The organism is Eikenella sp. NML03-A-027 (assembly GCF_001648395.1).
In the GTDB taxonomy this organism is placed as follows: Bacteria; Pseudomonadota; Gammaproteobacteria; order Burkholderiales; family Neisseriaceae; genus Eikenella; species Eikenella exigua.
Map to the genome: position 1 here is coordinate 103,020 of NZ_LXSM01000003.1, position 23,327 is coordinate 126,346.

Here is a 23,327-nt window from a genome sequence, read left to right on the forward strand (position 1 = left end):
ATTTTCAGGTAGCTTGAATGGCGGCTGCTTATTCGGTGGGTTCATAAACCACGCCGCGCATTACCTCATAGTCATTCATCTCTTCGTAATGCTTGGCCAGCTCGGCGGCTTCGGCCTCGGCTCGCAGTTCGGCGGCCTGCAGCAGTTGCCGGGTTGGGTAGTCGGCGGGCGGATTTTGCGGTTGCAGATAATGGTCTTGCGCGTCCAAGCTGGGGGCGGCCAGCAGGGCGACAGCTAAAAATAAGATGGTTTTCATGCTGCGGTTCTCCGTTGGTATTCGCGGCGCAGTTGCGCCAGCGTGATGCGGGGCTGCCGGCCTTGGTCGGCGGCGTTCATGGCCTCGGCCACTTCTTCGCGGCTGGCCTCGGTGTAGATCGACGTGCTGTTAATGTTGCGGTGGCCCAGCGCCGACTTCACCACGCGCAGCGGCTCGCGGGCGCTGCTGTGCCGCAGCAGGTTCATGGCGGCGGTGTGGCGGAAGTAGTGCGGGGTGATGTCGAGATGCGCGAGCCCGGCTTCTTTCGCCCAGGCTTTCACCCGCTGCTGCAGGTTGCGCGCGCTCATCGGGGTTTGGTCGTTGCGCCCGGCCACCAGATAGTGTTCGGCATCGGTGCTTTCGCGGATGGCGAGCAAGCTGCTCAGGTCTCGGCGCAGGGTTTTGGTTAGGTACACGCTGTGGTCGCGTTTGCCGCCTTTGCGGTTGGCGGCGGGAATGTAGAGGTAGTTGGTATCCAGCGCGGCATACACGTCGCCCACGGTAACCAGCAGGAATTCGCCGATGCGCAGCCCGCTGGCAATCAGCGCGGAAACAATATGGAAATCGCGCTGCGCCTTTTCTTCACGGTATTGCCCGATGGTGGCCAGCAGCTTGCCTTGCTCGGCTTCGGTCAGATAATGGTTCATGCTTGTTCTCCTACCGGCAGGGTCAGCATCAGGGGCTGGCTGCCGCTTAAACTGAAAATAATCTCTGGTTGTCCGTCTTTGATAATTTCCAAGCGGCACAGGATGCCGCCTGTTTCAAACTGATTGGTCTTCCGCGCGGGGAACCGGTCTTTGCCGATTTCTATGTATAGCTGCCCGTTTTCACGCGGCAGGCTGAGGGTGGTGATGTGGTTCGCTCCGGCCAAAATCATTTGAAGGCCCGGCTGAATGGCGATTTCTTTCATGGCATTCCTTTGATTCTTCGTTACGGGGTGCCGGCACTGCGGCGAGAAACTCCTCACCGAATAAGTCGGCCAGCAGCTCGGCGGAAACGGAAAGCTGCCCGCCTTGAGCGTTATCGCAAACAAGCCGAATGCCATGCTTCTGCAGGAAGTCAGGTGCTTCTTCTTTCATTCACAATCACCACCATGTTTTTAAATCGCCGCCGCAGTGCCACGATGGCAGCCACCCATTGCCTGCATTCCAAATCGTAGGCGCTGTATTCCTCTTCGCTTACCTGTCCGTCCGCCAGCGCCTCGGCCATTACCGTATGCGCGCGGCCGCCTTGAACATAAACCTGATTCACCATATCCAGCAGCGCGTCGTCGCCCATCTGCTCCATTTGCGGCAGCGGGAATACCGCGTGGTCGAACAGCCCTGCCAGCCCATGCAGCGCGGCGGTATCGCCGGTGATGCCGAGGATGGCGATGAAGTCCTGCAGGGTCAGTTTGTGGTGGCTGCAGCCCTCGTCGTTGTTGAGCTTGTTGTAGAGCGTGCCGGGAGCCAGCCCCATCTTGGCGGCCAGCTTCGGCACGCCGTAGTGGTAGGCGCTCTGTCGGATTAACTCGAAAACATCGTTTTTAAACATGTGTGAAACCTTGTGTGTTTGTCATTTGTAGCGGATGGCGTGACGGCGGATACTGCAGTTGATGGCTTACTCTGCCTGATTGCCGGGATACAAAATATCCATCGGCGAAAGCCCAAGCAGCTCAGCCAGTTTCTGTGCAATTTCCGGGGTTGCCCGCTGCCGGCCGATTTCGATGTGGCTGATATTGGTTTGAGTACACCCAACCTGTTCCGCCACATAAGCCTGTGTGAACCCCTTTGCTTTCCTTGCCTTGAGTAATTTGCTTTCCATGTTTTTGTTTAACCCTTGGTGTTTGCTGTGTGCGAATAATAGTATCACTATTAAAATAAGTCAAATAGCAATACTAAGTTTTCTGTGTAATAGTTCAGCTATTAAAATTAAGCCTATGATTGGAAATAGAATAAAGTTGGCAAGAAAACAGCGCGGCCGTTCTCAAAAATGGCTGGCTGATGAGGTAGGCGTCCACCAAACCGGTGTCGCTCAATGGGAAACCGGGCGGACAGATCCCGCCACGGAGAACTTGTCGCGCATTGCCCAAGTGCTGGATGTGAACTTCGAATGGCTGGCTACTGGCAAAGGTGAAATGACCGGCATCGTGTATGAGCCGGCCAGTGTCGTATTGACTGAAGCCCTGCCTGAATACAACAGCTATACCGAAGAGCAACGCGAGTTCTTGCGCCTGTTCGACAAGCTGCCCAAAGGTAAGCGCGAAATCCTGCTCACGTTTATGCGGGAGTGGGTGAAGTGAAGAATTTGGAGCCGGTAGAGTTTCTGGAATATCAGGAAGCCTGCAGGTTTTTGAGTTTCATCCGCTCGCAAACTCACGAGCTGGCGCTGCGCGATTACTGCGCAGTTTTTATGATGCTGGAATATGGTTGGAAAATCAGCGAGCTGCTCAATAAAAAAGTATCTGATGCCTTACAGCTTATCGAAGAAGAGAATGTCGGGCATAAACCATTAAGGGAATGGTGTTTAGGCCGCCCGCCCGGATCTTTCCTTTTCCCCGGAAAAGATGGACGGGAGATGACGGCCAGAAATATCCAGCAGCGGCTACTTATGTGGTCTTATATCGGAGGGTTCAAACCTATCACTCCTTCTATCCTAATCAACACCCACAGGGTAGCCAAGCTAGCTGCTATGTTTACTGGGGAATATTTCGAATGGGATGGGAAATAACAAAATTACACCTTCCCACCATCCGTAATTTTCAGGCTGCCTGAAATATAAAAACCGCCGATTCAATCGGCGGTTTCTTGGTTTAGCTCGCTATTCGGCAGCCTGTTGATTCACGCGGCCATACGCCTGCCACTCGGCTGAATCGTTCCTTAATTCGTCGGCGTCTTTAGCCACCGCTGCATATCTTTCCGTGCATTCTCCGAATAGCTGCCAGCCGGCGGCAGCTGTTTCGCCATCAGGTGTGCCGGCGGCTGCAGCGGTTTGGGACAGGGCGCGGCGATGTGCGTCGGTGGTTTGGCGCACGCGGCCAAGCTCAGTATACAGATCGGCAATAGTAGTTTTCGCATGTTCTCGTTCCTTTTCGATTTCACTTTGTGCGGCAGCCAGCTGTGCCTGTTGCCGCCTCTCTTTGGCTAATACGGCCTCTGCCTGCTCTCGTGCCGCTTTTTCCTGCTCTGCTTGTAGCTTGGTCTCAGCCGCCTTGTAGCCGGCGCTGTAGCGCTGCTCGCCGTAGTAATACTCGCCGCCGATAATGGCGGCCAGCAGCAGCGCTGGCACCCAATATTTCCAATATTTAATCAAGATACCCATATCTGCTCCTTTAAGGATGTAGCCCAGGCAGATAGCGGGTTTTGCCGTTATTGCCGCGCTTGGTGGCAGTCAGAATCTGATTGCGCTCTGCCGAATGGTGGCGGCAGCCGAAATGTATCCAGCCTGCCTCGCCGCGTTCCGGGAACTCGTAAATCAATTGGTCGAAGGCAATCGCGCCCTCGTCGCGCATTTGGATAATGTCTTTCGCCAGTTGCAGGTTGCTGATGCCGGATGCATCAATATCCGCCGCACTGCCGAAACGGTGGGCGGAGGTTTTCGAGCCGCCGACGGCACGGTTCACGGCTTCGCTGCGGTAGCAGGACAGCACATAAATCCCCACTTCGCGCCCGTATTTCTTGCCCAGCCAAGCACGGATTTTTTCTAGGCGCTCGGCAGTCTTTTTGATGTTTGCCAGCTCTTGCTCGTTTGGTGTATTGCTTAAGCCTAAGCGCCTACCGGTCGCGCTATTGGTAAGTTCGCGGTAGGTAAAGTGCACTGTGATTTTGGTTTCCGGTGTCATTTCGTTTCCTTTCTAATTTCCAGGCAACCTGAAATTTTGCCGTCTAGCGGCGCGCCTTGAAGGCGGGATTATCGCGGCAGCTGTCAGCAAACTCCTCCAGCCTCTTAGCGTATACGGTGGCGGTGTGCAGCGATTGGGTCAGCAGTTCCAACGCCCTGTCTTGGCTGGTACCGGCTCTGATTTGTGCCGCCGCCAGCCGAGGGGTATCGGTTTTGGGTTTTGGTTGGCTGCACACGGTCGGGTAGCCGGCGAGATTGGTGCAGGCTGACAGCCACAACAATGCAGCAGTCAGGATTACTTTTGCCATAATCGGTTTATCCTCCTCACGTTGTTAGCGGTGGCTCGGCCGACTTTTTCAGGCGACCGGTAAGCGGTGGACGGGTGTTTGGCAGCCAGCTCTGCCCGCATCTGCGCCAACTGTCGCGTGTGGGCTAGGATTTCCGCCTGACTGCCGGCATTATCCAGTTTGGCGTTTTGCAGTGCCTTGGTCTGGCTCTGTATCAACCCATCCTGCGCCACCATAATTTTTAATAATTCGTCCCGCTCGGATACCAAGGCCGCCAATTCGGCGTTTTTCGACGCCAGTGCGTCGGCAAAACCATACCACGAATAGCCGGTAAATCCGGCTAACGTGCCACAAATCACAATGCTGGCGATGTAGCGTTTAGGGAGTCCCCGTCTCATGCTTCACCTCCTTGTTCGGGCGGCGATATGGCAGGACGTTTACTCAATATACTCAGAGCTTTGTTGGTGCTGTTCGCGCCGTAGCTGGCGCAGATGTAAGCTAGGAAGAAATCAAAATGCAGGTTGTTGGTATAAGCCTGCCAACCAATAATGCAACTACAGACCAGATGTCCTGAAAACATCACAACCTTAGATAAACTGGCAGCTTCGCTACCAAACCCCGTTAATAAACCTTTCATAGATACGCTCCCAGTCTCGCGGCAGCGGTCTCCAACTGCGCCCGCGTCGCCGCGTCCAATTCCCCCTCCGCATACACGGCGAGATACCCCGCCACGCGCCCGCCTTTTTTGACCGGGTAGCGGTATACCCGCCGCACGCCGTAGCCGTGCGCCAGCAGGTCGGTATTCAGGCTAGGGGTTTCATCCGCCGTGCCGTCGGCAAAGTAAAAACCCTGCTTCTCCGGCTGCCACACCGACACGTTGGGCTGCCCAGCGAGGATGCGCTCGACCGTGGCCTTGCCGCTCAAAATCGGCAGCCACGACAGCCCGATTTCTGACACCATGCGCTGCTCGTCCTGCTTGGTCTTCGCGAACACTAATAAACGCCCCTGATATTCGTAGGGGTTGCTGCTCGGCACGAACTTGTAGCCCAAAATGGCTTGTACGTTCTCCATTGCCACTCCATCCGCCGCGTGCTCGGCGGCTTTATCCTCTACAAACCCGTTCGGCGTTTGCACATAAGGGGTAGTCAACCCATCCTTGTGCACTCCCTCGATAACTACTCCGGCGTTTTTCTGGCTGAACCGGTCGATCAGCGCGATGGGGTCGGCTTTCCACAGTATCAACACCGTGACCCCGGCGAGAAACAACAGCAAACCGCGCCGAAAACCGACCTGCTTGAGGAAATCGACAATGGTTTGGTATTTATCCTGTTCCGGCATTTCATTCTCCGTTTTCAGGCAGCGCCGCCCGTAGGTATCCGGCCAGCGCGGCCGGGCTGTAGTGCTCGGGTTCAGCCAACCCCAAAGCTGCCGCGCACCACTCGCTGCAAAACCATTTGTGTTGGTCGTCACGCCAGTGGGTAATCACGCCAACGGCACCCAGCCAGTCGTAGCGCTGCCCGTGCGTGGCGGCGTAGTGCTTGAGCGTGTCCGTATAAGCGTTACTTTGGAGAACAGGGATTAAGTCCCATTTATCCGCCGGCAGCGGCATGGGTTTGGTGCGCACGCCGCCGTCGCGGATACTGGACGAGTAGCAGGCGTATTGCACTGCACCGGTTTCATTTTTTTCAGACAGCCTAACGGCCAATTCGCAATGGCTGTATAGGCTTTTGGTGAGCGTGCGGATCAGCCAATCGCAAAGGCGGGCGGCGGCCACTTTTGGGTGGTACCACGAACCGTCTCTGCGCCCGCGGTATAAAGCCAAATAAATCGGTTGCGTGTTCATTTGGCAGCCTCTTCCAATTCGGCGGCCGCCTGCTCAAAAGTCTGCGTCCAGCCTCCGCTGTAATCATATTCGAGTGGGTGTTCAGCCTGCTCCATCACCGCTTTGTGGCGCTCAGCATTTTTATAGTCGGCCTGCTCGTCTAGCAGCAACTTAATAGATAACTCGTCCAGCAACTCCTTGGTCATGATGACAAAGCTGTTGTCCATCGTTTTCCAAGACAGGTTTTCGGGTAGTGTTTTCAGGGTGCGCATAAAGGTGTACTGCTGGCGGCTCTCGTCGTTGTTGTGGAACCACTTATCAACGGATTTAATGTACACCCCGCCGCGTAGGTTTTCGTGGCGTTTGATCTTGATGCGCTCCCACATTTCCGCCTGCTGCTCGGCCTTAAGCCGGGCGGCGCACTCGGGGTCGATGTGCCACTGCTCGCCGTCCCAAGTGCTGGATGGGCAGGGCGGCTGCTCTGCCAGCACCGGCTTGCCGTCTTTGCCCGGCATAATCACTTGTCCGCCAGACTGCCCCGCCAGCAGTGCGGCGTGCTGCTCGGCGCTAATCGCCACCGCATCTTCAGGTAGCCTGCTGTGTATTTGGTCGTCGTAAAAACCGCCGGTGGATTGTGAGTAATACAGTGTCATGAGTTATCTCCCGTTATTTGCCGATGGCACGCCATAAAAAGCCCTGGAAATCATTGGCCGCCGCACCTTGAGCCCATGTGTTAAGCATGGCGCTAAAGCCGGTGGCCGTTATCTCTCCCGCGCCGATGGTTAAGTCAGTGCCCACCGAGCCCGACCGGCCGCTGCTTTTGACGGTGATTTGCACGTTGTAGCACTCGGAGGTAAACGCAATCGGAAACACCACTTTCACCGGCCCTTCTCCCTGCCAGCCCGTCAACACCTCGCCCCATTGGTCGATGAGGCCGTTGGCCTGTTTGGTGTAGCCGTTGGTGCTGGCTTGGTGCGGCATGGCGGCGGCGAGCTGCTGCTTAACCGCTTCGCCCAAGTCGCTGATTTCGGCGGCGCGGTGGGTATGGTTTCTGTCGGCCTTGTCCTGCAACTGTGCGGCCAGCGTGGAGGCATCCAGCGCTCCGGCATTGGTTACTTTGCCGTAAGCCTTAATCCACATCACCACATCATCTAGGCTGTCTTTGGCCTTGATGCACAGCACCATGCCGATGTATTTCGGCGTGTTGTCCTGATAATAGGGCTGGGGCGTGTATTGGTCGGTGTAGGCGTGGTCGTAAGTGATGGGGACAGCGTGTTTTTGGTGGTATTTGCCGCTGCCGGCCTGCACATGCTCCTGCCCAAACATATCTGTGCCGTTGTTTTTGCCCTCGCCGCCGCCCAGTTGTCCGTAGATGACAAACATCGGGTCGCCCGCTTTGATTTGATTGGGGTAATACTTATCCACCGGCAGGCGTTTGAGCAGCAGGTCGTCGTTGCCGTAGGCCACAAGCCCCAAAACATGATGATGGTCGCCTACTGTCCACGGGTATTGCTGGCCGATTTGGCCGCTGCTGCCCACGTTGCGCACAAAGTAATCATCTACCGGCTTGACGTTGGCAATGCTGCCGTATTGCGCCACCAGTTTGCGGTAGAGCTCTGGATAGGCGGACTGGGTAACTCTAGTGGCAATCTCGTCGTATTTAATCCAGCCGTCCGGGATGTCGCCAAACGGGAAATAGGCGGTCATGCCGATGTCGGAGCGCGTGAGGTTGGGCAGCTTGTTGCCGCCCAATACGCGGTACAGGTCGGGATAGGTGGCCTGGGCAAAGGTGCTGCCGTCGGCCTTTAAAAAGCCTTCTTGGCTGGTAATCGCGCGCGGAAAGCCGATTACCGCGCCAACGGGCAGGCCTTTGCCGCCGGCTTGCTCGTCGATGATTTTGCGTAATGCGGTCAGCATTTGGTTGTACTGGCTCGGGTCTACCGTCAGCCCGGCCGCCTCGATTACCGCGCAAATCTCTTCCTGCGTGTGGTCGAACCACGCCGCCCCGGGAATGGTTGGCAGCAGGCCGCCTGCAGGGTTGCCGCTTTGGAATCCGTGTTTGCCCGCGCCGAATTTGTCGCGCTGGGCGCGCTTTTCTAGGTCTGCCCGTTTCATGGTCTCATCCTATGTATTTGAAAATCAGTTGGGTATGCGCCTGTTTTTCTCGGTTCAGTACGCACTCGATATGCGTATTCCCCCAAGTAGCCAGCGGCTCTTCGCAGTGGCTCTGACAGGTGGCTTCGATATATTGCTTGTCGGCCTTGAGCGATATCGACCAAGTAAACAGCCAGTCGGGGTGGTCGAATACCGCAAATTCACAGTCACTCTCGCAGGTGTGCAGAGTGAACCGTTCTATTTGAGCTTCACTCTGTCCCAATCTCTCCAGAATCGCTAAATAGCGGGTACGTCTTGCGCCGCCGGTATCCACCAATTTGTTGTAAACCGCCTGCCGCCGTTCGGCGACGGATTGGATGCCTACCGTGCAGCGGTCGGGCAGGTTCAGGCTGTGTTCGTATTCCACCAACAGCAGCGTAGCCAACCTAGGATCAATCTCCTGCCAGAGCGTGGTATCTAAATCGTCCACCGCCTCCAGTTCGCGGGCGGTTTTTTGTAGCAGCTCAGCCGGTTCATCTGCCTGTGGGTCGAGCGCGATGCCGGGCGGCAGCAATTTGCCTAATGCGTTCAGGTAGCCCATTCGATTTGCCCCAAACTAACCAACTCTCCTACTGCCGGCGTGATATCGCCGGCGGGCAGTAGCAGCTGGTGGTCGTATTCGCCGGCTGCGTTGGATATGGCCTGCGTGAGGTGGCTGCGCGGGATGGCGTGGCCACGTGCCGGCAGTTCCAAATCGCCGGCCGCGTCATAAGCCACAGGGGAAGCGTTGGCATCCAACACTCGGCTCAATTCCACTTTCACCGCCGCCCGCACTTCCGGCGTATCCGGTGTAATCTTGATTTTGAAATTCACCGGCTTGGGCAGTGGCGATACCACATGGATTTCGCCGTTCGGCAGCGCACTGTGCTCCAAATGCTTCTGCACTTCGGCCAGTTCGGCGGCATCGGGGAAGATGTTGCTGTCGTGGTCGCGCACCACATACACGGTTACCGTGCCCAGCCCGCTCAATTTTGGCGCCGGCCACACACGGGTGATGCCGGGAACTTCCTTCGCCCAGCGTATCCAATCGGCTAATTTGCCCACCTGTCCGCCGAGGTTGCGGCTTTCCACCACCCTGCGGCGGAGCTCGGGCAGGCTCTCGATGTCCGAGCCGCCGCTTAAATAAGCAACGGTAGCAGTGTTCTCAATGCCGGCTATCGGGTTGGCGAAACGCAACATGGCGCCGTTGTCGGTATTGCCGGCTGCACCGGGCTGGGTGGCGCACACCCGCAGCGTGGTACTGCCGCCGCTATCGGTAATCACCCCCTCCACCACGGCAAACTGCACCGAATCACTGCGGTTGAACAGGGTGCCTTGCGGGATTTCGATCCCGCCCGCGCCGCGCACCACCACCCTGCCCACCGCAGGCACGGCCGCACGGCGTTTGCTGCCTTGCAGCCATAACCCAACGTGCAGGTTTTCCAGCACATCGTCATCGCAGGTTTGCGGGAACATCTGGCGGGTGCGCCAGTCGATATGCTCGTGGATGCCGTGCACCGCTGCGGCCAGCGCCCGCGCAAACGGGGTGAACAGGTTGCGGCGCAGCGCCGGTGAAGCGTTGGCGCGCGGCAGCTCGGTTTCCAGCCGTCGATTTAATTCAGGCAGGCTTTCTTTATCGTAGGGCATGGCGCACTTCCAAATTCAGCGTGGTATCGTCGATTTTTACCTGTAGTCCAAGTACGGTAGGTCGTGGGGTATATGCGGTGATGGATACGCGGCGGGCTACGCCGTCCTGCGTCAGCCAGGCCAGGGCAGTTCTGGCGTAGTCCTCCGCCAACCGTAGGGTTTCGTGGATTTCCTTACTGCGCTGCAGCTCCCACAGGCGGCTGCCCCAGCGGTCGTTTTCGGCGAGGCTGTCACCCCACCATCCGCGCCCCGGGCTGCCGTCGGCTTCAATGCCGCGTGCATCGCAAAACAAGCTCAGCACCACCGCACAAACTAATTCGTCTTCCAGCTGATTAAACGGGATGCCCAGGTTCAAATCCAGTACCAGTTTTGTCATTTAACCGGTCCTCCGGTGTTATCTCCGCCGCTCTGCACGCCGCTGTGGGCATGGTCTTCCAGTTTCACGCCGTCGGCGCTCACCGAATCCGCGGTTACGGTGTCCACATTAAAACCGCCTTCCATATGGCTGCCTGCCGTAGCGCTCATATTCAGCTCGCCGCCAGCCTTCTGCTCAACGTTTCCGGCAGCCTGCGTAGAAACATTGCCGCTGGCCTCGATGGAAAAATCCTTGCATTTCAGCGTTACGTTGCCTTGCTCGTCCATCTTGAACAGCTGCCCGAATTGGGCATACATCGCGCTCTCGCCGGATTTCAAAGTCGGCGAATACTGCGGATGCTCGCAGGCCACAACGATCATGTGGTCGCGGCTGCCGCCCACCGCCACCGCCACCAAGGTGGAACCGGCGGGCGGATGGCCGCTGTGGCCGTAGTTCTGCACCCGCTCCACCTCATCGCGGGTTTCGCCTTCCAGCAGGCTGATCTGCATCATCTGCAGGCCGCTGGTGCGCAGCAGGTTAAGTACGCCGCGCGCTACCAGCAGCCGGATTTTTTGCAGGGGATTCATTGCGCTTCCTTCTACCGCGGCGCTTACCGTGGCCGCGGCCTTGTTTTTGTCTCGGTTGTTCGGCCAGCTGGTCGTAAGCATTTGGGTCGGCCAGCTGCAGTTTGGCAATCGTGCCTTCCTGGTCGTTCAGGATGTATTCGATTTCGGAGATCACCATCTCCTCGTTGTCTTTATGGATGCGCGCCGCCTGCACCTGCACGCGCAGGCCGGGGAGCCATAAGTCGCCCTGGTCGCCGGCCTGCCGCCAGCTCTGCACGGTTATTTCCGCACGGTCTGCCTTGCCTTCGCGCATAGTGGCTTCGTGCTTGGCGCGCGCCGCCGGGCTCTGGCTTTGGTCTTCCGCTAGAATCAGCAGCGGCCGGTAGCGCTTCACTGTGGCATCGGTAGCGTTGCCTTTGCCGTCGTGCTTGCCGCGCCCTTGCGATTTCACGATGTATTCGCTGTATTGCTCGCTCTCATCCTGCGTGCTCTCCGCGCTCAGGATGTTCTGCCCTTCCACTAGCGCCGTTCCGGCCGGCGTTTGGTCGGGCAGGTCGATAACCAGGCATCCGCTGCCGTTGGTCCACATCATCAGCGCTTTCATACGCAGCAGGCGTTGCAGCGCATCCTGCACCGTTTCGCTGTCTTCCAGCGCGAAGCTGGCAATGGTTTCGTTTGCCGCTTTCTCGCCGCGCGCGCCGATAAACACTTCAATCCCGAACGGCCGGCACAGGTCGGCGGCAATTTGTTTCAGGCTGGCGCTTTTCCATTGCCCACTTTTATGGATGGCCGAGCAGTCGGTCAGGTCGGCAGTTTTATCCCGTCCTTCCACCGAAAACCATGTATCGGTGGCACTGTAGCCCTGCCGCGTGCGGTTCACATAACCGGTCACCACCGCCACCCCGTCAATTTTCACCACGCAGCTGTCGCCAGTTTGAATCGGACGTACCTCCAACTGCCCGGGCCATCGCTCGGTAACCGTTAAACTAAAACTGCCGCTCATCTGCTCGATGCCGCGCTGGATGGATATCTCCGTCCAGCCGCCAAAAATCTGGTTATTGACCCATAACTCACATTTATTCGCCATCGCGTAGCACCTCGACCCGACCCGCTGGCACAAACAGCGGGTGGCGCACATGGTTGCGCGCCACGACGTCTTCATACGCCTCAATGCTGCCGTTGACACGGTATGCCACCAGTAGTGCAGGCAGGTTATCCAGTGTTTCTACCACCGCCAGCTCGCGGATAGTGGGTAGCCTTGCCTGGGCGGTGCGTACCACTTGTGCCTGCACCGCATCCAGCGCGCGGAACAGCCGCCCGCTGGCCTGCTGCATTTCGTTATGCAGTGCGGAGAGGGCTAGGTCGCGATCAGACAGCAATTCGCTTTGGCTGGCGTAATCATGACTACCAATGCCGCGCGCCTGTTCCAACACCAACGTGCGGCGTACTGCATCAGCCAAGCTGGGCGGCATCGGCGGCAAGTCCGTTTGGTTGCGCGGGGAATAGGGCAGTGTCCACTGCGGTCGCGCGCTAATTTGTGGCTCGCGCCCGCGCAGCGTATCCAGCATTGCCCGGTCTCTATCCGGGCGGCTGGTTACCTGGAAAGCCGGCATCTCGGCCAAATTACCCGCACTCTGGCTTTTGTCTGCCTGCCATGAGCTGCCTGTATCCCGCTGGAACGGGGCGGCAATCTTACGGATCAGTCCGGCTACGCGGTAATACAGCTCTATCGGCTTAGCCAACAAACCACGGCCGCCGGAAGTCAGCCTCTCTACCCCCGCCAAACCGCGCTCGAGCGGCGTCAGGTAATATTCAAACCCTTTCATCAGCTCGTCTGCCCGCTGAGCCGCCACGTCCAGCCAACCGTCGATATCGCGCAGCCATTCCGCTTCAAACTTCATCCCTACCTGTGATAGCGCATCATCTACCAAGCCGGATAGCAGGCCGCCGGCGTCTTCCTGCACGTCCGGCTCGTTGTTTTCGCCCGCCTCCACAAACGACAGCCGGAAATCAAACCGCCCGCCCTCAGCACGCGGATAAGTTACCGACTGCTGCCCGTCGTGCTGCACAAACACGCTGCCATACCACGGATGAATCAGCGTGCCGGGTCCTTCGCTTTCCAGCGCATCCACCAGCGCGTCATATTCGGGCTGCGTCAGCACAAAGGCATGCACAGAGAAGCGTCGCACCTCGCGTCCCAAGTCTTCGGCGAACGGCAAATCCCGATACGGATACTGGTGCAGCACATTGCGCCGCCCGAATTGGCCTTCCGTTTCGTCTACCTTAAACGGTACGCCCTTAAACGATGCTTCACGTAACGCCATTACTGCGCTCCTGTATTGGTTCGGCCCACATTCAACTTGGTCTGCGGCGTACCGACTGCCGTGGTGGATACGTTCAGGGTGGCCGGCGCACTCACCATCACCTTAATTTCCCCACCTATTTTCGCCGCCGAGATGCTCTGTGCGGCAGCATCCCCGGATGCTTTCACCGCTTCCGCGGCCTGCTGTGATGTGCCGTCCAGCACCGCCTGGCTACGCTGCCGCTCGGCCTCCATCTGCCGGTTGATTTCCAGTGCCTCGATTGCCTCTTTATTGCCGTGCCATGCCTGAAAACGCGCCACCAATTCGCCGATCACGTTCTCATCGCTATGTTCACGCGCATACTGGGCATCCTCATTCCCAAACCAAGACAGTACCGTTGCTACCGTCTGCCCCACCGCACTATCGAACTTCTGCCCGGTTTCGGTTTGCAGATAGGTTTCGCGGGCTGCCGTGCCGACCGCCCAACCTGCGCTGAATGCGGTTACCGCCGCGGCGGCGATGTTGGCCGCCTGGGCGAATTTACCCAGCGCACCGGCGGCCCCGGCCGCTTCGCCACCCAAACCACCCAAGCCACCCAACCCGGGTAGTGCGCCGCCACCAAAACCGCCACCCGGCATATTCACCACAAATACCGGCTGCACCCCGGCCGCATGCTCCATCGCTTTAGCGGTAGCCAAATTACCGCCGATCCCGAGCAGGCCGCCACCACCACGCAGGCCGCGCGTCAACCTGATAGCCATTCCGCCCAGCAATGCGGCCGATAAGGCACCACCGCCGATTTTCAGCATCGATTCCCCACTCAAACCCAAGCCGCCCTGTTCTTTCGAATCCATCATGAAGCCGACCACGTTGGTGAATGCGTTATCCAACGGCCGCATCACGCCGTCTTCGATTGCTTCATGGAACGCGCCTTTCAGGCGGTTGGCTTGGGTCACGGCATTGTCCATTGCCGTGCCGAGGTCGCGGTCTACTGTGCCGGTAGCGTTGCGTAGCTGGCGGTTGAACTCGTCGATTTTGTCTAATGTGCCGTCATCCATCGCCTTGCGCAGACCGCGCTGGGTGTCTAAGTCCATCTTGCCGAAAGCGGACGTGATGAACTGGTTGCGCTGTGCATCGGTGGTCAGCTTGTCATAGGCCGTTTTCATGTCGCGGATAACGGCCAACGGGTCGCGCCGTGCGCCTTTGGCATCGAAGAAGCTCACGCCAGTGGCTTTTTCCGCCTGCTGAATATATTTACCGTTGGTAAAGATTCGCAGAGTGCTATCCACCAAGGTCGCTAGGCGTTCGGCCTGCGGTTCGGATTGCGACAATGCCTCAGTCAATGCCAAGGTCTGATCCAGCGTAAAGTTGGCATCCTTGGCGCGGCCGCCCACGCGGGCGAAGATATCCGGCAGGTTTTCCAGCTCGGCATTACCCAAGCGCCCGGCCACCACCATCCTATCCAACAGCCCTTCCACCGCCGCCTTGTCGGTAATGTCAATGCCGAACTGCTCACGCGCCACACCCAGTGCCTTACCCAGTTGGTCGGCATTGGTTTTGGCTACCTGTAATGTTTTGGATACCGGCTCGGCCGCACCGCGGATGGCGGTGATGTCCAACCCTGCAGCCTGCAGGCTTTCTGCCAACTCTTTCTGGTCGGTGAGTAGTGTGCCGTAGCGTTTTTGATTGTCGTAGGCTTCGCTGCGCCACGATTCCATTTCCGCGCGGCTGGCGCCGAGGTTTACCTGTAGGCGGCGCATATCGCGCTCGAATTGAGCGGTATCTACCGCCAGCTTGATACCGCCCACGGTAACGCCGATACCGGCCAATATCCCTTTCAGGCTGCCCAGTGTGCCCTTCACCCGCTCGAATTCGCCGCGGATGCCGGCAGAGAAGCGGCGCGTGCCTGCAGCGGCTGTATTCATGCCGCGCAGGTAGCCTTGCGCATCCGCGCCGATGACTACTTTCAACTCTTCCCTGCTCATTTATCTTTCCCGGTTAAGATTTCGATATAAAACTGGAAGCGGGCTACCGGCAGGTTCAAAATATCCTGCTCGCGCCAGCCGGTCTTCATGGCGATGAGGAACACGCAGCGCCAGAAGTTTTTCGGCCGCCCGCTTATTCTTCCCCCTCGTCGCCCTCCTCCAGCTGGGTAAGGGCATCAGAGAGCCGTGCCACATCGACCGGTTTCAACTCTTTCATCATGCCCATCGTCACTTCGCCGTCGAATCCTTCCAGCTTTTCGATCAGGCGCGAAATCAGCGCCACCTTGAAGGCATACTGCCGATACACCGGCGCGTTCACTTCCGCGGCGATATAGTCCGCCACCGTCGGTTCGCGCAGCACCACATCCTTCAGCCGCTGCTCGTTGACTTTGAATCCAAGTTTTAAGGTTACAAGTTGGGTACGCATAAGAATCTCCTGTGTTGTCATAAAGGGAAATACATCAATGGCAGGCTACATTTTCAGGTAGCCTGCCATGACAAAACAGGGGCATTTTGGGCAAAAGAAAACGCCCCCGCAGGGCGTTATGCACAGGATAGATAAACGTTAATGAGCCGCTCGGTTTCGGATAGAAAAATATCCTTGGTTATCCACATCAATAGAAATAGAACCGCGGTCGATGACGGCCATTGGCGCTTGCGGAATATATGGGTAGAGCCCGGCCCGCTCCATCAACAAGCCGGGTACATCTTCGTTTGAAGCGACTAGCTTACCCACTATCCCATTAAAAATTTCGACACATCGCCCGTCAGGTGCCCACCCAGCAGAATTCCCGTCGGTAGAGTATTCCATACAATGCCCGGATAAAACGCGCACATCTTGCTGATTATCCCCAACCGCCTCCAACATATTGCTCTCGTCCATTCCTATAATTTGCCAGCGGCGGCGTTTAAACCCATCCCCGCTTTTATCAACCGTAGGCTTATTGACTGGCAATCCAACAGTCAGCTCATCCGAGTTAAGTTTATCAGTGGTGAATTCAAACGCTGTTTCCGGCGGCCTGATCTCGGATGAAGCGTGAGAAGCCACAGCGGGCTGCTCAACTGCCGATGTGTCTTGCCCGCCGCAGGCAGACAGGAAAACAGCGAGCATTAAAACAGAATAAGTCTTCAGCATAATTGCTCCATAAATAACGAAAAGCGAAGTCATTATACCCGTGCACAATAAAGCCGCCCACGCGGGGCGGCTGCTTGCTTCACACACAACACACACAGGAGGGAAATCTATACGCGCTCGGCTTCCTGCCCGCCGATGGTTACGTCCACTTCGTGGCCGGAAAGCTCTACCGCATCCACCACCGAAGCATTGCGGATCAGGTAACGCTGGCCGCTGTCGGTTTCGAAGGTGGCGGTAAAATTGCGCCAACGCTGCACGGCGGTGATGTCCAAATCGCCGGTGTGTACGATTTTGGCTTTAATTTCGGCAGCCTGCAATTCTTTTGTGGCCGCGCCCACTACCCCGGTGACCGCGGTCACCATCTCGGCCACCGGGCCGCCCGGTTTCAGGGTGGCGCCTTCTTTCGATTGTAGGCGCTGGCCGTTCACGCGCACATAGCATAATCCGGTTACATTACTCATAACTTATTCCTTATAAACGATATTGCACAACCGCAGCGAAGGTGCGGAACTGGTTCACCAAATTCGGCGGCAGCACTGCGTTCACACGGTCCGGGTCGGTTTTGCTGCGCAATACCAGTCGGTTTTTCTTGCTGGTATCCACATCTTCCACGATACCCATTTCTTCCAAATCACGCTCCAGCGCGGTGATTTCGTCGCTGATCATCTGCGGGGTTACAAATTTCTGCCCCGGTCCGATATTGGTGCCGTCGTTCACCAACTTGTGGCGCGGGAAGCGCAGGGCGATGCGGGCGCGCACCTGATAACGGTAGTAATCCACCGTCCACTTCGCTTCCAAACTGCTCAGGCTGGTATCGTCCAAGCCCAGCGCATTCTGCTGGTAGTAGGTAACCACCCGCTCTAAATACACTTCGCCGGCCGCGTTTACCGTGGTGGTGGAAATACCGTCTCGCACCAGCAAGGTGCGCTCGCCGTAATTGAAACGGTCTTGCAGGCGCGGTGCACGCACCCCGGGCACCTTCACCGCCTTCAGCGGCAGGGCCGGGTCTTGGTTGCCGTAGTATTGGCAGGTCAGTCCGAAGCAGGTGGCGCGTACCGGCGCCCAAGTCGGGCAGCCTTTCAAGCCCCAGCCGCTGCCGTGCGCACTGTTGCGCTTGTTGCCGAAGGTAGTCAGCTCGGCATGGGTGCCGTTTAACGCGTTGAACACATGGCCTGTCTTCATGTTCATACCGCCCCAGCGCCCATTCATGTCGGCTTCAATTTTGGCAAGGTTGTTCTGGTCGGTATAAGGGCTGATGATGGTATAGAACCATTGCTCGTCCACCGCCGCCAGCGCGGCGGCCACATCCGGCGCGCCGCTGCCGCCGGCCAACGCCCCCACGCCGTTGCTGCCCCCGGAAATAGTGACGGTGATGCCGCGCGGCAGGCGGTCGTCGTCGAAATACTGCCACGCCACTTCCATGCCGTTGCCGGTTTCGCCTTTATTGCGCGCCGTCAGCGTAACCACTTTGTCTTCCACCGCGCTGCTGACGGGCAGGTCGGTACGGGCGGCCAGCACTGTATTGATTTTTTTTGCGATGGCGGCGGCATCCTCGCCACTGGCCACCACCACCTGCACCTGCTCGCCGGCGATATACAGGTTCAATACCCGGCTTTCAATCGCCTGGCCGGCCACGGTAATGGTGGCGCTGGCGGCCACGCCAGTATCTTCGAGCGCGATGGCGGACACATCCAAAAAGCCAACTTCATCAAACACAGCCTGCATACCCAACGCCATGCGGTGCAGCATTGAACCGCGTCCGAACTGTACCTCCGCATCCTGTGCGCTGGTGATGCGGCGTGGCGTGAGCAGCGGGGTGGTGCCGCTATCCAGTTTTTGCCCCATCAATAACACTTTACGCTCTACTGCCACGGGCCCTTCCAATGCACGGGAGGGATCGATTTCCAAGAAGATCCCGCCAAGCGGGGTATCGGAAGGAATCGTATCAAATACAATATTATCAGCCATTTTTATTTGCCTTTCGCTTTCGCTTCAGTTACCTCAATCAAATCCCCGTCGGACAGACGGCGGCGGTAATAGGCCGTTAGAGGCAACAATTGGCCTTCCGCGTCCACATAGCCCATACCGTCTTCCAGCCGAACCAACAGCCCGTCTTTCGGTTTTAAATATTTCTGTTCCATCACTTCAGCTCCACATTTGTTTTCACATCTGGCTGGCTGGTTGATTCGTCGCCATCCAACCACTTATGATGCTCGACCGCGCTTTCGTGCGGCTCAATATCAATTTTCACATCCACGCCGGAGAGCCGGCTGATGGCCTGCTCAACCTGCGGCGGATACATCGCTTCCGGCACATCGCCGCCGCCGAAATCCCAATCCAGGCAAGCTTCGTTCAACGGTCCGTAATCCGCCCGCAACAGAAACCAACCGAACGGCGGTTTGCTCTGCGCCGAAAACTGCACCTCGCGCGCCTCGATATGCGGCAGCCCGCCGGTGTTGCGTAGATAAGCGCGTAGCCGGGCATACAAGGCGATTTCTGCTTTCTCGATTACCGCACCCAATGCCGCCTGCTCTTCCACATCGCCCGGACGTCCCGGCACTTCCAGCTGGCCGGTAATCAGCAGCCGCAGCTTGCTGCGCCAGTCGCCATCGTTCTCAATCCGCTCCAACAGCACCGTGATCACCCCGTTTTGCAGCTCGTCGCGGCGTAAGGATTCGTGGTCAATCAGCGAGCCGCGCACGATTATGCCCGGCAGCGCTTCGGCAATCCCGCTTTTCAAGCGGTCGATTTCGGCCTGAAAAATATTCATCCCAATACCTCCCGCACACCGCGCCGTACTTCATCACGGATAATTTGCACCATCCGCGGCGCCGCATCCTCAAAAGCCGGCTGCCAAAACGGATGGGCCTTGGTGCCGTGGCGCTGGATATGCTTTTGCAGCCTGAAAACCGCCCGTTCCGGCTCCGCCGCCCGACGGGTTCTCAGCCAAGCCAGCAGCGGCGCAGGTGCCGGGCGGTAACCGGCGCGGGTGCCTTTCTCCAGATGGATAGCGTAATCGGTACCTGGCAGCACTTCCCGCTCCAGCGTGCCGGTTTTCTCAACCGTGATTGCCTGAATCAGCGTGGAAAGTGCGAGGCTGTCGTTTTGTCGAAGCTTCTGCCTGGCAGTCTGCACCATCTGCAGTCCGGCTGCATCCAACCCGCGTTGCAGGTGGCGCTCCATCGCTGCCGGCGCTTGCTGCAGTGCGGCCAGCACATGGGCGTCGTTAATGCGGTAATGCATCCTCATCACAGCACCCGCCGTTCGAATTCCGCCAACAGTTCCTGATACAGGTAGGCCGGCGTGCCATTCTTCGGCACACTGCCGATACCTTCGCGCAGCTGGTAGGAGGTAGTGGCATTACGCATGGCCAGATCGCGCATGGCTTCGGCTTGCGCGCGCAGATGCAGCAAATCCAGTAGTTCCGAATCCAGTGTGCAGGCGGTATCGGTTAATACATGGTCGGCACAATATTCCAGCTCGCAGCGGTTGCCTAATATCTGAATTTGCCGGGCACTCGGTGCCGGTTGTGCCTGCAGCAACCGTCCTTGGGCGCCGGGTAGTACCCGCCATTCCGGCAGCCTCCCCGGGTAGTCGTCCGCCCAGATTGCAGTGTGGGCCTTGTAACTGCGCCCCCACCAGCAGGCAAACACCGAGTTCAGGTCTTCAGGGCAGGGATACAACGCCTGCCACGCCGCCAACTCCAACACCTCCACCTTGTGCAACGGCCGCACCGCATTCAATGCGGCCAGCGCGGTACGCAGTAGGCGGGGATAATCCTCGTCCTTAAACATACGCTTGCTGTCCAGCATGGAGCTGGTCAGCCGTTCCGCGGCGGCGGTGAGTGTAGTCATTCGGCAACCTGTTCTTGTTTGGCATCCTGTTCGGGATGTTCACTATCTTTTTCAGCATCCTGCTTAGGCGCCTCTTCAACGGCCGGCGGCTGGTTGGGCTGCTGCAAACCACCGTCCTGCTGCTGGCTCGATTCATCCAGCAGGCGTGCTGCAATCGCGCCCAACACGCCTTTGCGCTGGGCACCGGTCTGTTCCAAATCGCCGAGCCGGGTCAGATCCTCGATGCTTAAGCCGGGTATAGCATCCACCACCTGCGCCACATTGCCTTTCAACAGTTCCACCAAGGGGTCGGCAGGCTGCGAGGGTGGGGCGGGGTCGGCTTCCGGTTGTGGTAGTAAGGCTGCGTCCACCAGGCGGGTATGCCCCGGCGGGATCATTACCGCACCCACAAAAACAGCGTGCGGCTGGTCGTTGTAATAGGGAAGTTGTTTCATGCTTCATCCTTATACCCGCCCCGGTATGGGGCGGGCCTTGGGTTTTAAATCGCGTCGCGGCTGGTTTTGCTGTATACCACCACCGAAATGCTGCGGTGGCGTACCGGCTTCGGCGTGTGGATGGCGTTGTACTCTTCGCCATAGGCCACTTTCTTGCCCAGCGGCTGGCCTTGCGCATTGGTGATCTCGAACAGATCGCCGGTGCTGAACGGCTTGGCCACCGTGTAGCTGGTATTGCCGCGCACGCCCATAATGATGCGGCCGTCGCCCATATCGGTATGCGGCGCATTGGTCGAGTAGGCGGGAATGTCCTTAATCTTCATCAGATCGCCGCCGCCGGTGGTATCAGAGCCGTTGCGTTTCAAACTCACTACAAACTGCTCGGCATTGCTGATGGTGTCGTTCAACACCGGGCTCATCAGCAGGTAGTCCACATGTTCGTAACGCTGGCCGCTCATGTTTGCCTTGGCCGCACCCACTTCGCGCAGCAGGCCGTTCAGGTGTTTCTCCAGCGTGTTACCACTGGCCACATCCAAGTTGAACAGCACGATGTTGGTGGCTTGGCTGTAGGAGATTTTCACGCCGGTAGCGCCTGCCTTAGGTGCACCCAGTTGGTTCACCAGCTGGAAAATACCCTGGTTCAAGTCCACGATGCGGAAGTAGTCGCCGGCAGGTTGGGCATTGGTACCGTCGTAGGGTTTCGCTACGGTGGCGCCAATCTTGATGGTGATCGGATTTTCCGCTGCGCCCACGGCCGCGCCCTGCAGGGTCAGGCTCTGATGTGGGCGCACCACCGGGAATTTCGCGGTTTTGAAAATACCGCTGGTGGCGTTCGGCGTAACCGCCTCATCGGTAATCGCAATCGCGGCGTAGCTGTCACTGGCGCGCTGGATTTCGTTGATCAGGCGGCGGGCCACCAGCTCACGCAGAATGCGGGCATTGGTTTCGATGTTGCGACCCAGTGCGTCCCAGTTGATAACGGATGCGCGGGTGAAATGCACCACCTCGTTAGTTACCGACAGCGCCAGTTTCATTTGGTTGATGTAGGCCAAATCCATTTTTTGGCTCACGCCGGCAAAGGGGATCGGCTGGCCTTCAAACACCATGCCGTCGTTGTACACCGGCGCCAAATCGCGCTCCTCGAAAGGGATTTGCGTGGTCTGCTGGGCGCTGAAATCGGTCAGCGTCTGCACCAGCTGCAGCACGTTCAGGTCATGCAGCGACTGGCGGATTACCTCGCGCTGCACACCGTATGGCAGCTGGCTGCGGTTCATATCCATTTCGCCGCCGGCCAGCAGTTTGCGCTCGGCATTCAGCTCGCGGGCAAAGATGCGGTCGAATTCGGACAGCACCTTCTGGGCAAACGGGCTGTCTTGGTCGGTGAAATTCAGGCTGCCTGAAAGCGTGGACTGCTTCAGCTTGTCCTGATAAATCTGGCTCAATTGTTTTGCCCCTTCGTCCGGCACAGTAATGTGCGGCGAGCCGGCCACGTTGTAGCCCATTGCGGCCAGCGCGGAAGTCGCTGCCATGCGGTTGCCCATATTGATTTGGTGCTGCGCCAGCTGCTTCACCTGTGCTTCGGTGGCATGGTCGGACAGCAGCGCTTTTGCGCCTTCGGCCAATTCTTTTTTCAGCTCGTCAGACAGGCCTTCGGCCTTGCTGATTTCTTCCGCCAGCAGTTTTTCGTTGGCTTCGCGTGCCTGTGCCTGCCGCGCTTTAGCCTGCTCAGCTTCCGCCAGCTTTTTCGCCACCAGCGCCTCCAGTTCGTCTTCACTCAAGGTTTTCGCCGGAGCGGCGGCCTGTGCCGGAGCAGCAGTCGGAGCGGCGGGAGTGGCAGCCGCGGCCGGGGCGGCTGCTTTTTTGCCCTCGTCTTCGGCGGCAGCCAGGGTTTTCGCCATGCCTTCCAGTTCGGCAATCACTGCTGCGGCCTTTTCCTCGCCGGTATTTTCGTCCACCGCCGCCTCGGCCAGTTTTTTCACTTGTGCCTGTACGTTGGCGGAATAGCCGGATTCGGCCAGTTTTTTCAAAAATTCTTCTAATTTATCCATGTTCGCTCTCGCTTTTTTCATCAAATCGTCGGCCAGCTCGGCCAGAATTAGGGTATCGCCGCCGGATTCGCACGACAGCGTGATCGGATCTAGGCGCTTAATGACAGGCCGTACCGTCAATCCAGCACCCAGTAAAGTCGGGCCGTGAAACGCACCGCCCTCGTTATCTTGCCAGTTATCCGCAAATTCGGCGGAAAGATAGGTGAAACCACGCTCCCGCACCGCCTTCAGGCCGTAATCGGTCCATTCGGCCAGTGCCCGCAGGCGCGTGCCCTCCACCCTCAACTTTAGGATTTTGGCGGCAGCACCGTCGCCCGGTTTATGATTCACATCGATGTAAATCTCCTGCCCCACCACCTGATCGTCGAAGTTCTTCACCATGCTCAACAGCATCGGCGAAGTAATTTCAAAGAGCCCGTAGCGCGGGTCGGTGAACGAGCCGGTGCGGGTAATCGTAACCCATGAGGTCTGTTTGCCAGACAGCGGCGGCGTGGCCGCTGCAGACAACACACGGCGGCATCTCGGTTTCTCTCCGGATAAGCGGTAAATTCGCGGTTTCATTGAAACTCCCTCTGACAATAATGGCAGGTTAGGCTGTTTGCGCATGACAAAACAGGGGTATTTTTGGCAAAAGAAAAGCGCCCCAAAGGGCGCTAAAAGGAGATGTCGGAATAACCGGAACT

The 23,327-nt window shown here is 57.9% G+C and carries 33 protein-coding genes; 2 read left to right on the forward strand and 31 right to left on the reverse strand.

The window, feature by feature from the left end; translation table 11 throughout:
• Positions 1-28 precede the first annotated feature (28 nt).
• From A7P96_RS01225 to A7P96_RS01245, 5 genes are all read right to left on the reverse strand, one after another.
• Complete coding sequence (locus A7P96_RS01225; RefSeq protein ID WP_067440833.1) at positions 29-256, reverse strand: hypothetical protein; 228 nt, start codon at positions 254-256, stop codon at positions 29-31.
• A complete protein-coding gene (locus tag A7P96_RS01230) occupies positions 253-903 on the reverse strand; it encodes a tyrosine-type recombinase/integrase (RefSeq protein ID WP_067440836.1) in 651 nt (216 codons plus the stop codon). Before A7P96_RS01230 ends, A7P96_RS01225 begins: the two co-directional genes overlap by 4 nt.
• Complete coding sequence (locus A7P96_RS01235) at positions 900-1,166, reverse strand: hypothetical protein (protein WP_067440839.1); 267 nt, start codon at positions 1,164-1,166, stop codon at positions 900-902. Before A7P96_RS01235 ends, A7P96_RS01230 begins: the two co-directional genes overlap by 4 nt.
• Positions 1,167-1,315: 149 nt before the next feature.
• Complete coding sequence (locus A7P96_RS01240) at positions 1,316-1,789, reverse strand: phage regulatory CII family protein (RefSeq protein WP_067440842.1); 474 nt, start codon at positions 1,787-1,789, stop codon at positions 1,316-1,318.
• Between the two features lie 66 nt (positions 1,790-1,855).
• Positions 1,856-2,059 carry a helix-turn-helix transcriptional regulator gene (locus A7P96_RS01245; RefSeq protein WP_064087302.1) on the reverse strand — a complete coding sequence of 68 codons (204 nt, stop codon included), beginning with the start codon at positions 2,057-2,059 and terminating at the stop codon, positions 1,856-1,858.
• 115 nt (positions 2,060-2,174) lie between these two features.
• Between A7P96_RS01245 and A7P96_RS01250 the strand changes: the two genes are divergently transcribed.
• Entirely contained in the window at positions 2,175-2,537 is a 363-nt protein-coding gene (locus A7P96_RS01250; protein ID WP_255361153.1) for a helix-turn-helix domain-containing protein, read from the forward strand.
• Positions 2,534-2,965, forward strand: coding sequence for a hypothetical protein (locus A7P96_RS01255; protein WP_156496229.1), 432 nt, complete (start codon positions 2,534-2,536; stop codon positions 2,963-2,965). Before A7P96_RS01250 ends, A7P96_RS01255 begins: the two co-directional genes overlap by 4 nt.
• Positions 2,966-3,055: 90 nt before the next feature.
• Here the strand turns inward: A7P96_RS01255 and A7P96_RS01260 are convergent, their stop codons facing one another.
• The 26 genes from A7P96_RS01260 to A7P96_RS01375 form a co-directional block, all read right to left on the reverse strand.
• Positions 3,056-3,556: a hypothetical protein gene (locus tag A7P96_RS01260; protein WP_067440851.1), complete on the reverse strand. Its 501-nt coding sequence runs from the start codon at positions 3,554-3,556 to the stop codon at positions 3,056-3,058.
• Between the two features lie 10 nt (positions 3,557-3,566).
• Positions 3,567-4,076, reverse strand: coding sequence for a D-Ala-D-Ala carboxypeptidase family metallohydrolase (locus A7P96_RS01265; protein ID WP_067440854.1), 510 nt, complete (start codon positions 4,074-4,076; stop codon positions 3,567-3,569).
• A 43-nt stretch (positions 4,077-4,119) separates the two neighbouring features.
• Positions 4,120-4,383 (reverse strand): hypothetical protein, encoded by a 264-nt coding sequence (locus tag A7P96_RS01270; RefSeq protein WP_067440857.1) that lies wholly within the window; start codon positions 4,381-4,383, stop codon positions 4,120-4,122.
• Positions 4,371-4,760 (reverse strand): hypothetical protein, encoded by a 390-nt coding sequence (locus A7P96_RS01275; RefSeq protein ID WP_067440860.1) that lies wholly within the window; start codon positions 4,758-4,760, stop codon positions 4,371-4,373. Before A7P96_RS01275 ends, A7P96_RS01270 begins: the two co-directional genes overlap by 13 nt.
• A complete protein-coding gene (locus tag A7P96_RS10555) occupies positions 4,757-4,999 on the reverse strand; it encodes a hypothetical protein (RefSeq protein ID WP_156496230.1) in 243 nt (80 codons plus the stop codon). The genes A7P96_RS01275 and A7P96_RS10555 overlap by 4 nt, the downstream gene beginning before the upstream one ends.
• Positions 4,996-5,700, reverse strand: a complete 705-nt coding sequence (locus A7P96_RS01280; protein ID WP_067440863.1) for a hypothetical protein — start codon at positions 5,698-5,700, stop codon at positions 4,996-4,998. Before A7P96_RS01280 ends, A7P96_RS10555 begins: the two co-directional genes overlap by 4 nt.
• Position 5,701: 1 nt before the next feature.
• The gene (locus A7P96_RS01285) at positions 5,702-6,205 is read right to left on the reverse strand and encodes an enoyl-CoA hydratase (protein WP_067524119.1); all 504 of its coding nucleotides are present in this window, start codon (positions 6,203-6,205) and stop codon (positions 5,702-5,704) included.
• Complete coding sequence (locus A7P96_RS01290) at positions 6,202-6,837, reverse strand: DUF4376 domain-containing protein (RefSeq protein WP_067524121.1); 636 nt, start codon at positions 6,835-6,837, stop codon at positions 6,202-6,204. The genes A7P96_RS01285 and A7P96_RS01290 overlap by 4 nt, the downstream gene beginning before the upstream one ends.
• A 13-nt stretch (positions 6,838-6,850) precedes the next feature.
• Positions 6,851-8,299 (reverse strand): phage tail protein, encoded by a 1,449-nt coding sequence (locus A7P96_RS11110; RefSeq protein ID WP_067524123.1) that lies wholly within the window; start codon positions 8,297-8,299, stop codon positions 6,851-6,853.
• Positions 8,300-8,303: 4 nt separating this feature from the next.
• Positions 8,304-8,879 (reverse strand): YmfQ family protein, encoded by a 576-nt coding sequence (locus A7P96_RS01300; RefSeq protein ID WP_067524126.1) that lies wholly within the window; start codon positions 8,877-8,879, stop codon positions 8,304-8,306.
• Entirely contained in the window at positions 8,867-9,964 is a 1,098-nt protein-coding gene (locus A7P96_RS01305) for a baseplate J/gp47 family protein (protein ID WP_067524128.1), read from the reverse strand. The genes A7P96_RS01300 and A7P96_RS01305 overlap by 13 nt, the downstream gene beginning before the upstream one ends.
• Complete coding sequence (locus A7P96_RS01310) at positions 9,951-10,340, reverse strand: phage GP46 family protein (RefSeq protein WP_067524130.1); 390 nt, start codon at positions 10,338-10,340, stop codon at positions 9,951-9,953. The genes A7P96_RS01305 and A7P96_RS01310 overlap by 14 nt, the downstream gene beginning before the upstream one ends.
• Positions 10,337-10,906, reverse strand: a complete 570-nt coding sequence (locus tag A7P96_RS01315; protein WP_067524132.1) for a phage baseplate assembly protein V — start codon at positions 10,904-10,906, stop codon at positions 10,337-10,339. The genes A7P96_RS01310 and A7P96_RS01315 overlap by 4 nt, the downstream gene beginning before the upstream one ends.
• The gene (locus A7P96_RS10920; protein ID WP_067524134.1) at positions 10,857-11,972 is read right to left on the reverse strand and encodes a phage baseplate assembly protein; all 1,116 of its coding nucleotides are present in this window, start codon (positions 11,970-11,972) and stop codon (positions 10,857-10,859) included. Before A7P96_RS10920 ends, A7P96_RS01315 begins: the two co-directional genes overlap by 50 nt.
• The gene (locus A7P96_RS01325) at positions 11,962-13,209 is read right to left on the reverse strand and encodes a DNA circularization protein (protein WP_067524136.1); all 1,248 of its coding nucleotides are present in this window, start codon (positions 13,207-13,209) and stop codon (positions 11,962-11,964) included. The genes A7P96_RS10920 and A7P96_RS01325 overlap by 11 nt, the downstream gene beginning before the upstream one ends.
• Positions 13,209-15,173 (reverse strand): phage tail tape measure protein, encoded by a 1,965-nt coding sequence (locus A7P96_RS01330; protein WP_067524138.1) that lies wholly within the window; start codon positions 15,171-15,173, stop codon positions 13,209-13,211. Before A7P96_RS01330 ends, A7P96_RS01325 begins: the two co-directional genes overlap by 1 nt.
• 133 nt (positions 15,174-15,306) lie before the next feature.
• The gene (locus A7P96_RS01335; protein WP_064087706.1) at positions 15,307-15,600 is read right to left on the reverse strand and encodes a phage tail assembly protein; all 294 of its coding nucleotides are present in this window, start codon (positions 15,598-15,600) and stop codon (positions 15,307-15,309) included.
• Positions 15,601-15,738: 138 nt separating this feature from the next.
• Complete coding sequence (locus tag A7P96_RS01340; protein WP_067524140.1) at positions 15,739-16,308, reverse strand: hypothetical protein; 570 nt, start codon at positions 16,306-16,308, stop codon at positions 15,739-15,741.
• 107 nt (positions 16,309-16,415) lie between these two features.
• Positions 16,416-16,769 carry a phage tail tube protein gene (locus A7P96_RS01345; protein ID WP_064084039.1) on the reverse strand — a complete coding sequence of 118 codons (354 nt, stop codon included), beginning with the start codon at positions 16,767-16,769 and terminating at the stop codon, positions 16,416-16,418.
• 10 nt (positions 16,770-16,779) lie between these two features.
• Positions 16,780-18,276: a phage tail sheath C-terminal domain-containing protein gene (locus A7P96_RS01350; RefSeq protein ID WP_064084038.1), complete on the reverse strand. Its 1,497-nt coding sequence runs from the start codon at positions 18,274-18,276 to the stop codon at positions 16,780-16,782.
• 2 nt (positions 18,277-18,278) lie between these two features.
• A complete protein-coding gene (locus A7P96_RS10100; RefSeq protein ID WP_082887633.1) occupies positions 18,279-18,449 on the reverse strand; it encodes a DUF2635 domain-containing protein in 171 nt (56 codons plus the stop codon).
• Positions 18,449-19,078, reverse strand: a complete 630-nt coding sequence (locus A7P96_RS01355; RefSeq protein ID WP_067524142.1) for a hypothetical protein — start codon at positions 19,076-19,078, stop codon at positions 18,449-18,451. The genes A7P96_RS10100 and A7P96_RS01355 overlap by 1 nt, the downstream gene beginning before the upstream one ends.
• Positions 19,075-19,557, reverse strand: coding sequence for a hypothetical protein (locus A7P96_RS01360; protein WP_067440907.1), 483 nt, complete (start codon positions 19,555-19,557; stop codon positions 19,075-19,077). The genes A7P96_RS01355 and A7P96_RS01360 overlap by 4 nt, the downstream gene beginning before the upstream one ends.
• A complete protein-coding gene (locus A7P96_RS01365; RefSeq protein ID WP_067524144.1) occupies positions 19,557-20,162 on the reverse strand; it encodes a hypothetical protein in 606 nt (201 codons plus the stop codon). Before A7P96_RS01365 ends, A7P96_RS01360 begins: the two co-directional genes overlap by 1 nt.
• Positions 20,159-20,596: a hypothetical protein gene (locus A7P96_RS01370; protein WP_067524146.1), complete on the reverse strand. Its 438-nt coding sequence runs from the start codon at positions 20,594-20,596 to the stop codon at positions 20,159-20,161. The genes A7P96_RS01365 and A7P96_RS01370 overlap by 4 nt, the downstream gene beginning before the upstream one ends.
• A 44-nt stretch (positions 20,597-20,640) precedes the next feature.
• The gene (locus A7P96_RS01375; RefSeq protein WP_067596340.1) at positions 20,641-23,205 is read right to left on the reverse strand and encodes a hypothetical protein; all 2,565 of its coding nucleotides are present in this window, start codon (positions 23,203-23,205) and stop codon (positions 20,641-20,643) included.
• Positions 23,206-23,327: the final 122 nt, after the last annotated feature.

What these genes read in the sequence shown, in the direction of transcription:
- A7P96_RS01225 (WP_067440833.1), bottom strand. Translation starts at nt 256, where the DNA reads ATGAAAACCATCTTATTTTTAGCTGTCGCCCTGCTGGCCGCCCCCAGC.
- A7P96_RS01230 (WP_067440836.1), bottom strand. Translation starts at nt 903, where the DNA reads ATGAACCATTATCTGACCGAAGCCGAGCAAGGCAAGCTGCTGGCCACC.
- A7P96_RS01235 (WP_067440839.1), bottom strand. Translation starts at nt 1,166, where the DNA reads ATGAAAGAAATCGCCATTCAGCCGGGCCTTCAAATGATTTTGGCCGGA.
- A7P96_RS01240 (WP_067440842.1), bottom strand. Translation starts at nt 1,789, where the DNA reads ATGTTTAAAAACGATGTTTTCGAGTTAATCCGACAGAGCGCCTACCAC.
- A7P96_RS01245 (WP_064087302.1), bottom strand. Translation starts at nt 2,059, where the DNA reads ATGGAAAGCAAATTACTCAAGGCAAGGAAAGCAAAGGGGTTCACACAG.
- A7P96_RS01250 (WP_255361153.1), top strand. Translation starts at nt 2,175, where the DNA reads ATGATTGGAAATAGAATAAAGTTGGCAAGAAAACAGCGCGGCCGTTCT.
- A7P96_RS01260 (WP_067440851.1), bottom strand. Translation starts at nt 3,556, where the DNA reads ATGGGTATCTTGATTAAATATTGGAAATATTGGGTGCCAGCGCTGCTG.
- A7P96_RS01265 (WP_067440854.1), bottom strand. Translation starts at nt 4,076, where the DNA reads ATGACACCGGAAACCAAAATCACAGTGCACTTTACCTACCGCGAACTT.
- A7P96_RS01270 (WP_067440857.1), bottom strand. Translation starts at nt 4,383, where the DNA reads ATGGCAAAAGTAATCCTGACTGCTGCATTGTTGTGGCTGTCAGCCTGC.
- A7P96_RS01275 (WP_067440860.1), bottom strand. Translation starts at nt 4,760, where the DNA reads ATGAGACGGGGACTCCCTAAACGCTACATCGCCAGCATTGTGATTTGT.
- A7P96_RS10555 (WP_156496230.1), bottom strand. Translation starts at nt 4,999, where the DNA reads ATGAAAGGTTTATTAACGGGGTTTGGTAGCGAAGCTGCCAGTTTATCT.
- A7P96_RS01280 (WP_067440863.1), bottom strand. Translation starts at nt 5,700, where the DNA reads ATGCCGGAACAGGATAAATACCAAACCATTGTCGATTTCCTCAAGCAG.
- A7P96_RS01285 (WP_067524119.1), bottom strand. Translation starts at nt 6,205, where the DNA reads ATGAACACGCAACCGATTTATTTGGCTTTATACCGCGGGCGCAGAGAC.
- A7P96_RS01290 (WP_067524121.1), bottom strand. Translation starts at nt 6,837, where the DNA reads ATGACACTGTATTACTCACAATCCACCGGCGGTTTTTACGACGACCAA.
- A7P96_RS11110 (WP_067524123.1), bottom strand. Translation starts at nt 8,299, where the DNA reads ATGAAACGGGCAGACCTAGAAAAGCGCGCCCAGCGCGACAAATTCGGC.
- A7P96_RS01300 (WP_067524126.1), bottom strand. Translation starts at nt 8,879, where the DNA reads ATGGGCTACCTGAACGCATTAGGCAAATTGCTGCCGCCCGGCATCGCG.
- A7P96_RS01305 (WP_067524128.1), bottom strand. Translation starts at nt 9,964, where the DNA reads ATGCCCTACGATAAAGAAAGCCTGCCTGAATTAAATCGACGGCTGGAA.
- A7P96_RS01310 (WP_067524130.1), bottom strand. Translation starts at nt 10,340, where the DNA reads ATGACAAAACTGGTACTGGATTTGAACCTGGGCATCCCGTTTAATCAG.
- A7P96_RS01315 (WP_067524132.1), bottom strand. Translation starts at nt 10,906, where the DNA reads ATGAATCCCCTGCAAAAAATCCGGCTGCTGGTAGCGCGCGGCGTACTT.
- A7P96_RS10920 (WP_067524134.1), bottom strand. Translation starts at nt 11,972, where the DNA reads ATGGCGAATAAATGTGAGTTATGGGTCAATAACCAGATTTTTGGCGGC.
- A7P96_RS01325 (WP_067524136.1), bottom strand. Translation starts at nt 13,209, where the DNA reads ATGGCGTTACGTGAAGCATCGTTTAAGGGCGTACCGTTTAAGGTAGAC.
- A7P96_RS01330 (WP_067524138.1), bottom strand. Translation starts at nt 15,173, where the DNA reads ATGAGCAGGGAAGAGTTGAAAGTAGTCATCGGCGCGGATGCGCAAGGC.
- A7P96_RS01335 (WP_064087706.1), bottom strand. Translation starts at nt 15,600, where the DNA reads ATGCGTACCCAACTTGTAACCTTAAAACTTGGATTCAAAGTCAACGAG.
- A7P96_RS01340 (WP_067524140.1), bottom strand. Translation starts at nt 16,308, where the DNA reads ATGCTGAAGACTTATTCTGTTTTAATGCTCGCTGTTTTCCTGTCTGCC.
- A7P96_RS01345 (WP_064084039.1), bottom strand. Translation starts at nt 16,769, where the DNA reads ATGAGTAATGTAACCGGATTATGCTATGTGCGCGTGAACGGCCAGCGC.
- A7P96_RS01350 (WP_064084038.1), bottom strand. Translation starts at nt 18,276, where the DNA reads ATGGCTGATAATATTGTATTTGATACGATTCCTTCCGATACCCCGCTT.
- A7P96_RS10100 (WP_082887633.1), bottom strand. Translation starts at nt 18,449, where the DNA reads ATGGAACAGAAATATTTAAAACCGAAAGACGGGCTGTTGGTTCGGCTG.
- A7P96_RS01355 (WP_067524142.1), bottom strand. Translation starts at nt 19,078, where the DNA reads ATGAATATTTTTCAGGCCGAAATCGACCGCTTGAAAAGCGGGATTGCC.
- A7P96_RS01360 (WP_067440907.1), bottom strand. Translation starts at nt 19,557, where the DNA reads ATGAGGATGCATTACCGCATTAACGACGCCCATGTGCTGGCCGCACTG.
- A7P96_RS01365 (WP_067524144.1), bottom strand. Translation starts at nt 20,162, where the DNA reads ATGACTACACTCACCGCCGCCGCGGAACGGCTGACCAGCTCCATGCTG.
- A7P96_RS01370 (WP_067524146.1), bottom strand. Translation starts at nt 20,596, where the DNA reads ATGAAACAACTTCCCTATTACAACGACCAGCCGCACGCTGTTTTTGTG.
- A7P96_RS01375 (WP_067596340.1), bottom strand. Translation starts at nt 23,205, where the DNA reads ATGAAACCGCGAATTTACCGCTTATCCGGAGAGAAACCGAGATGCCGC.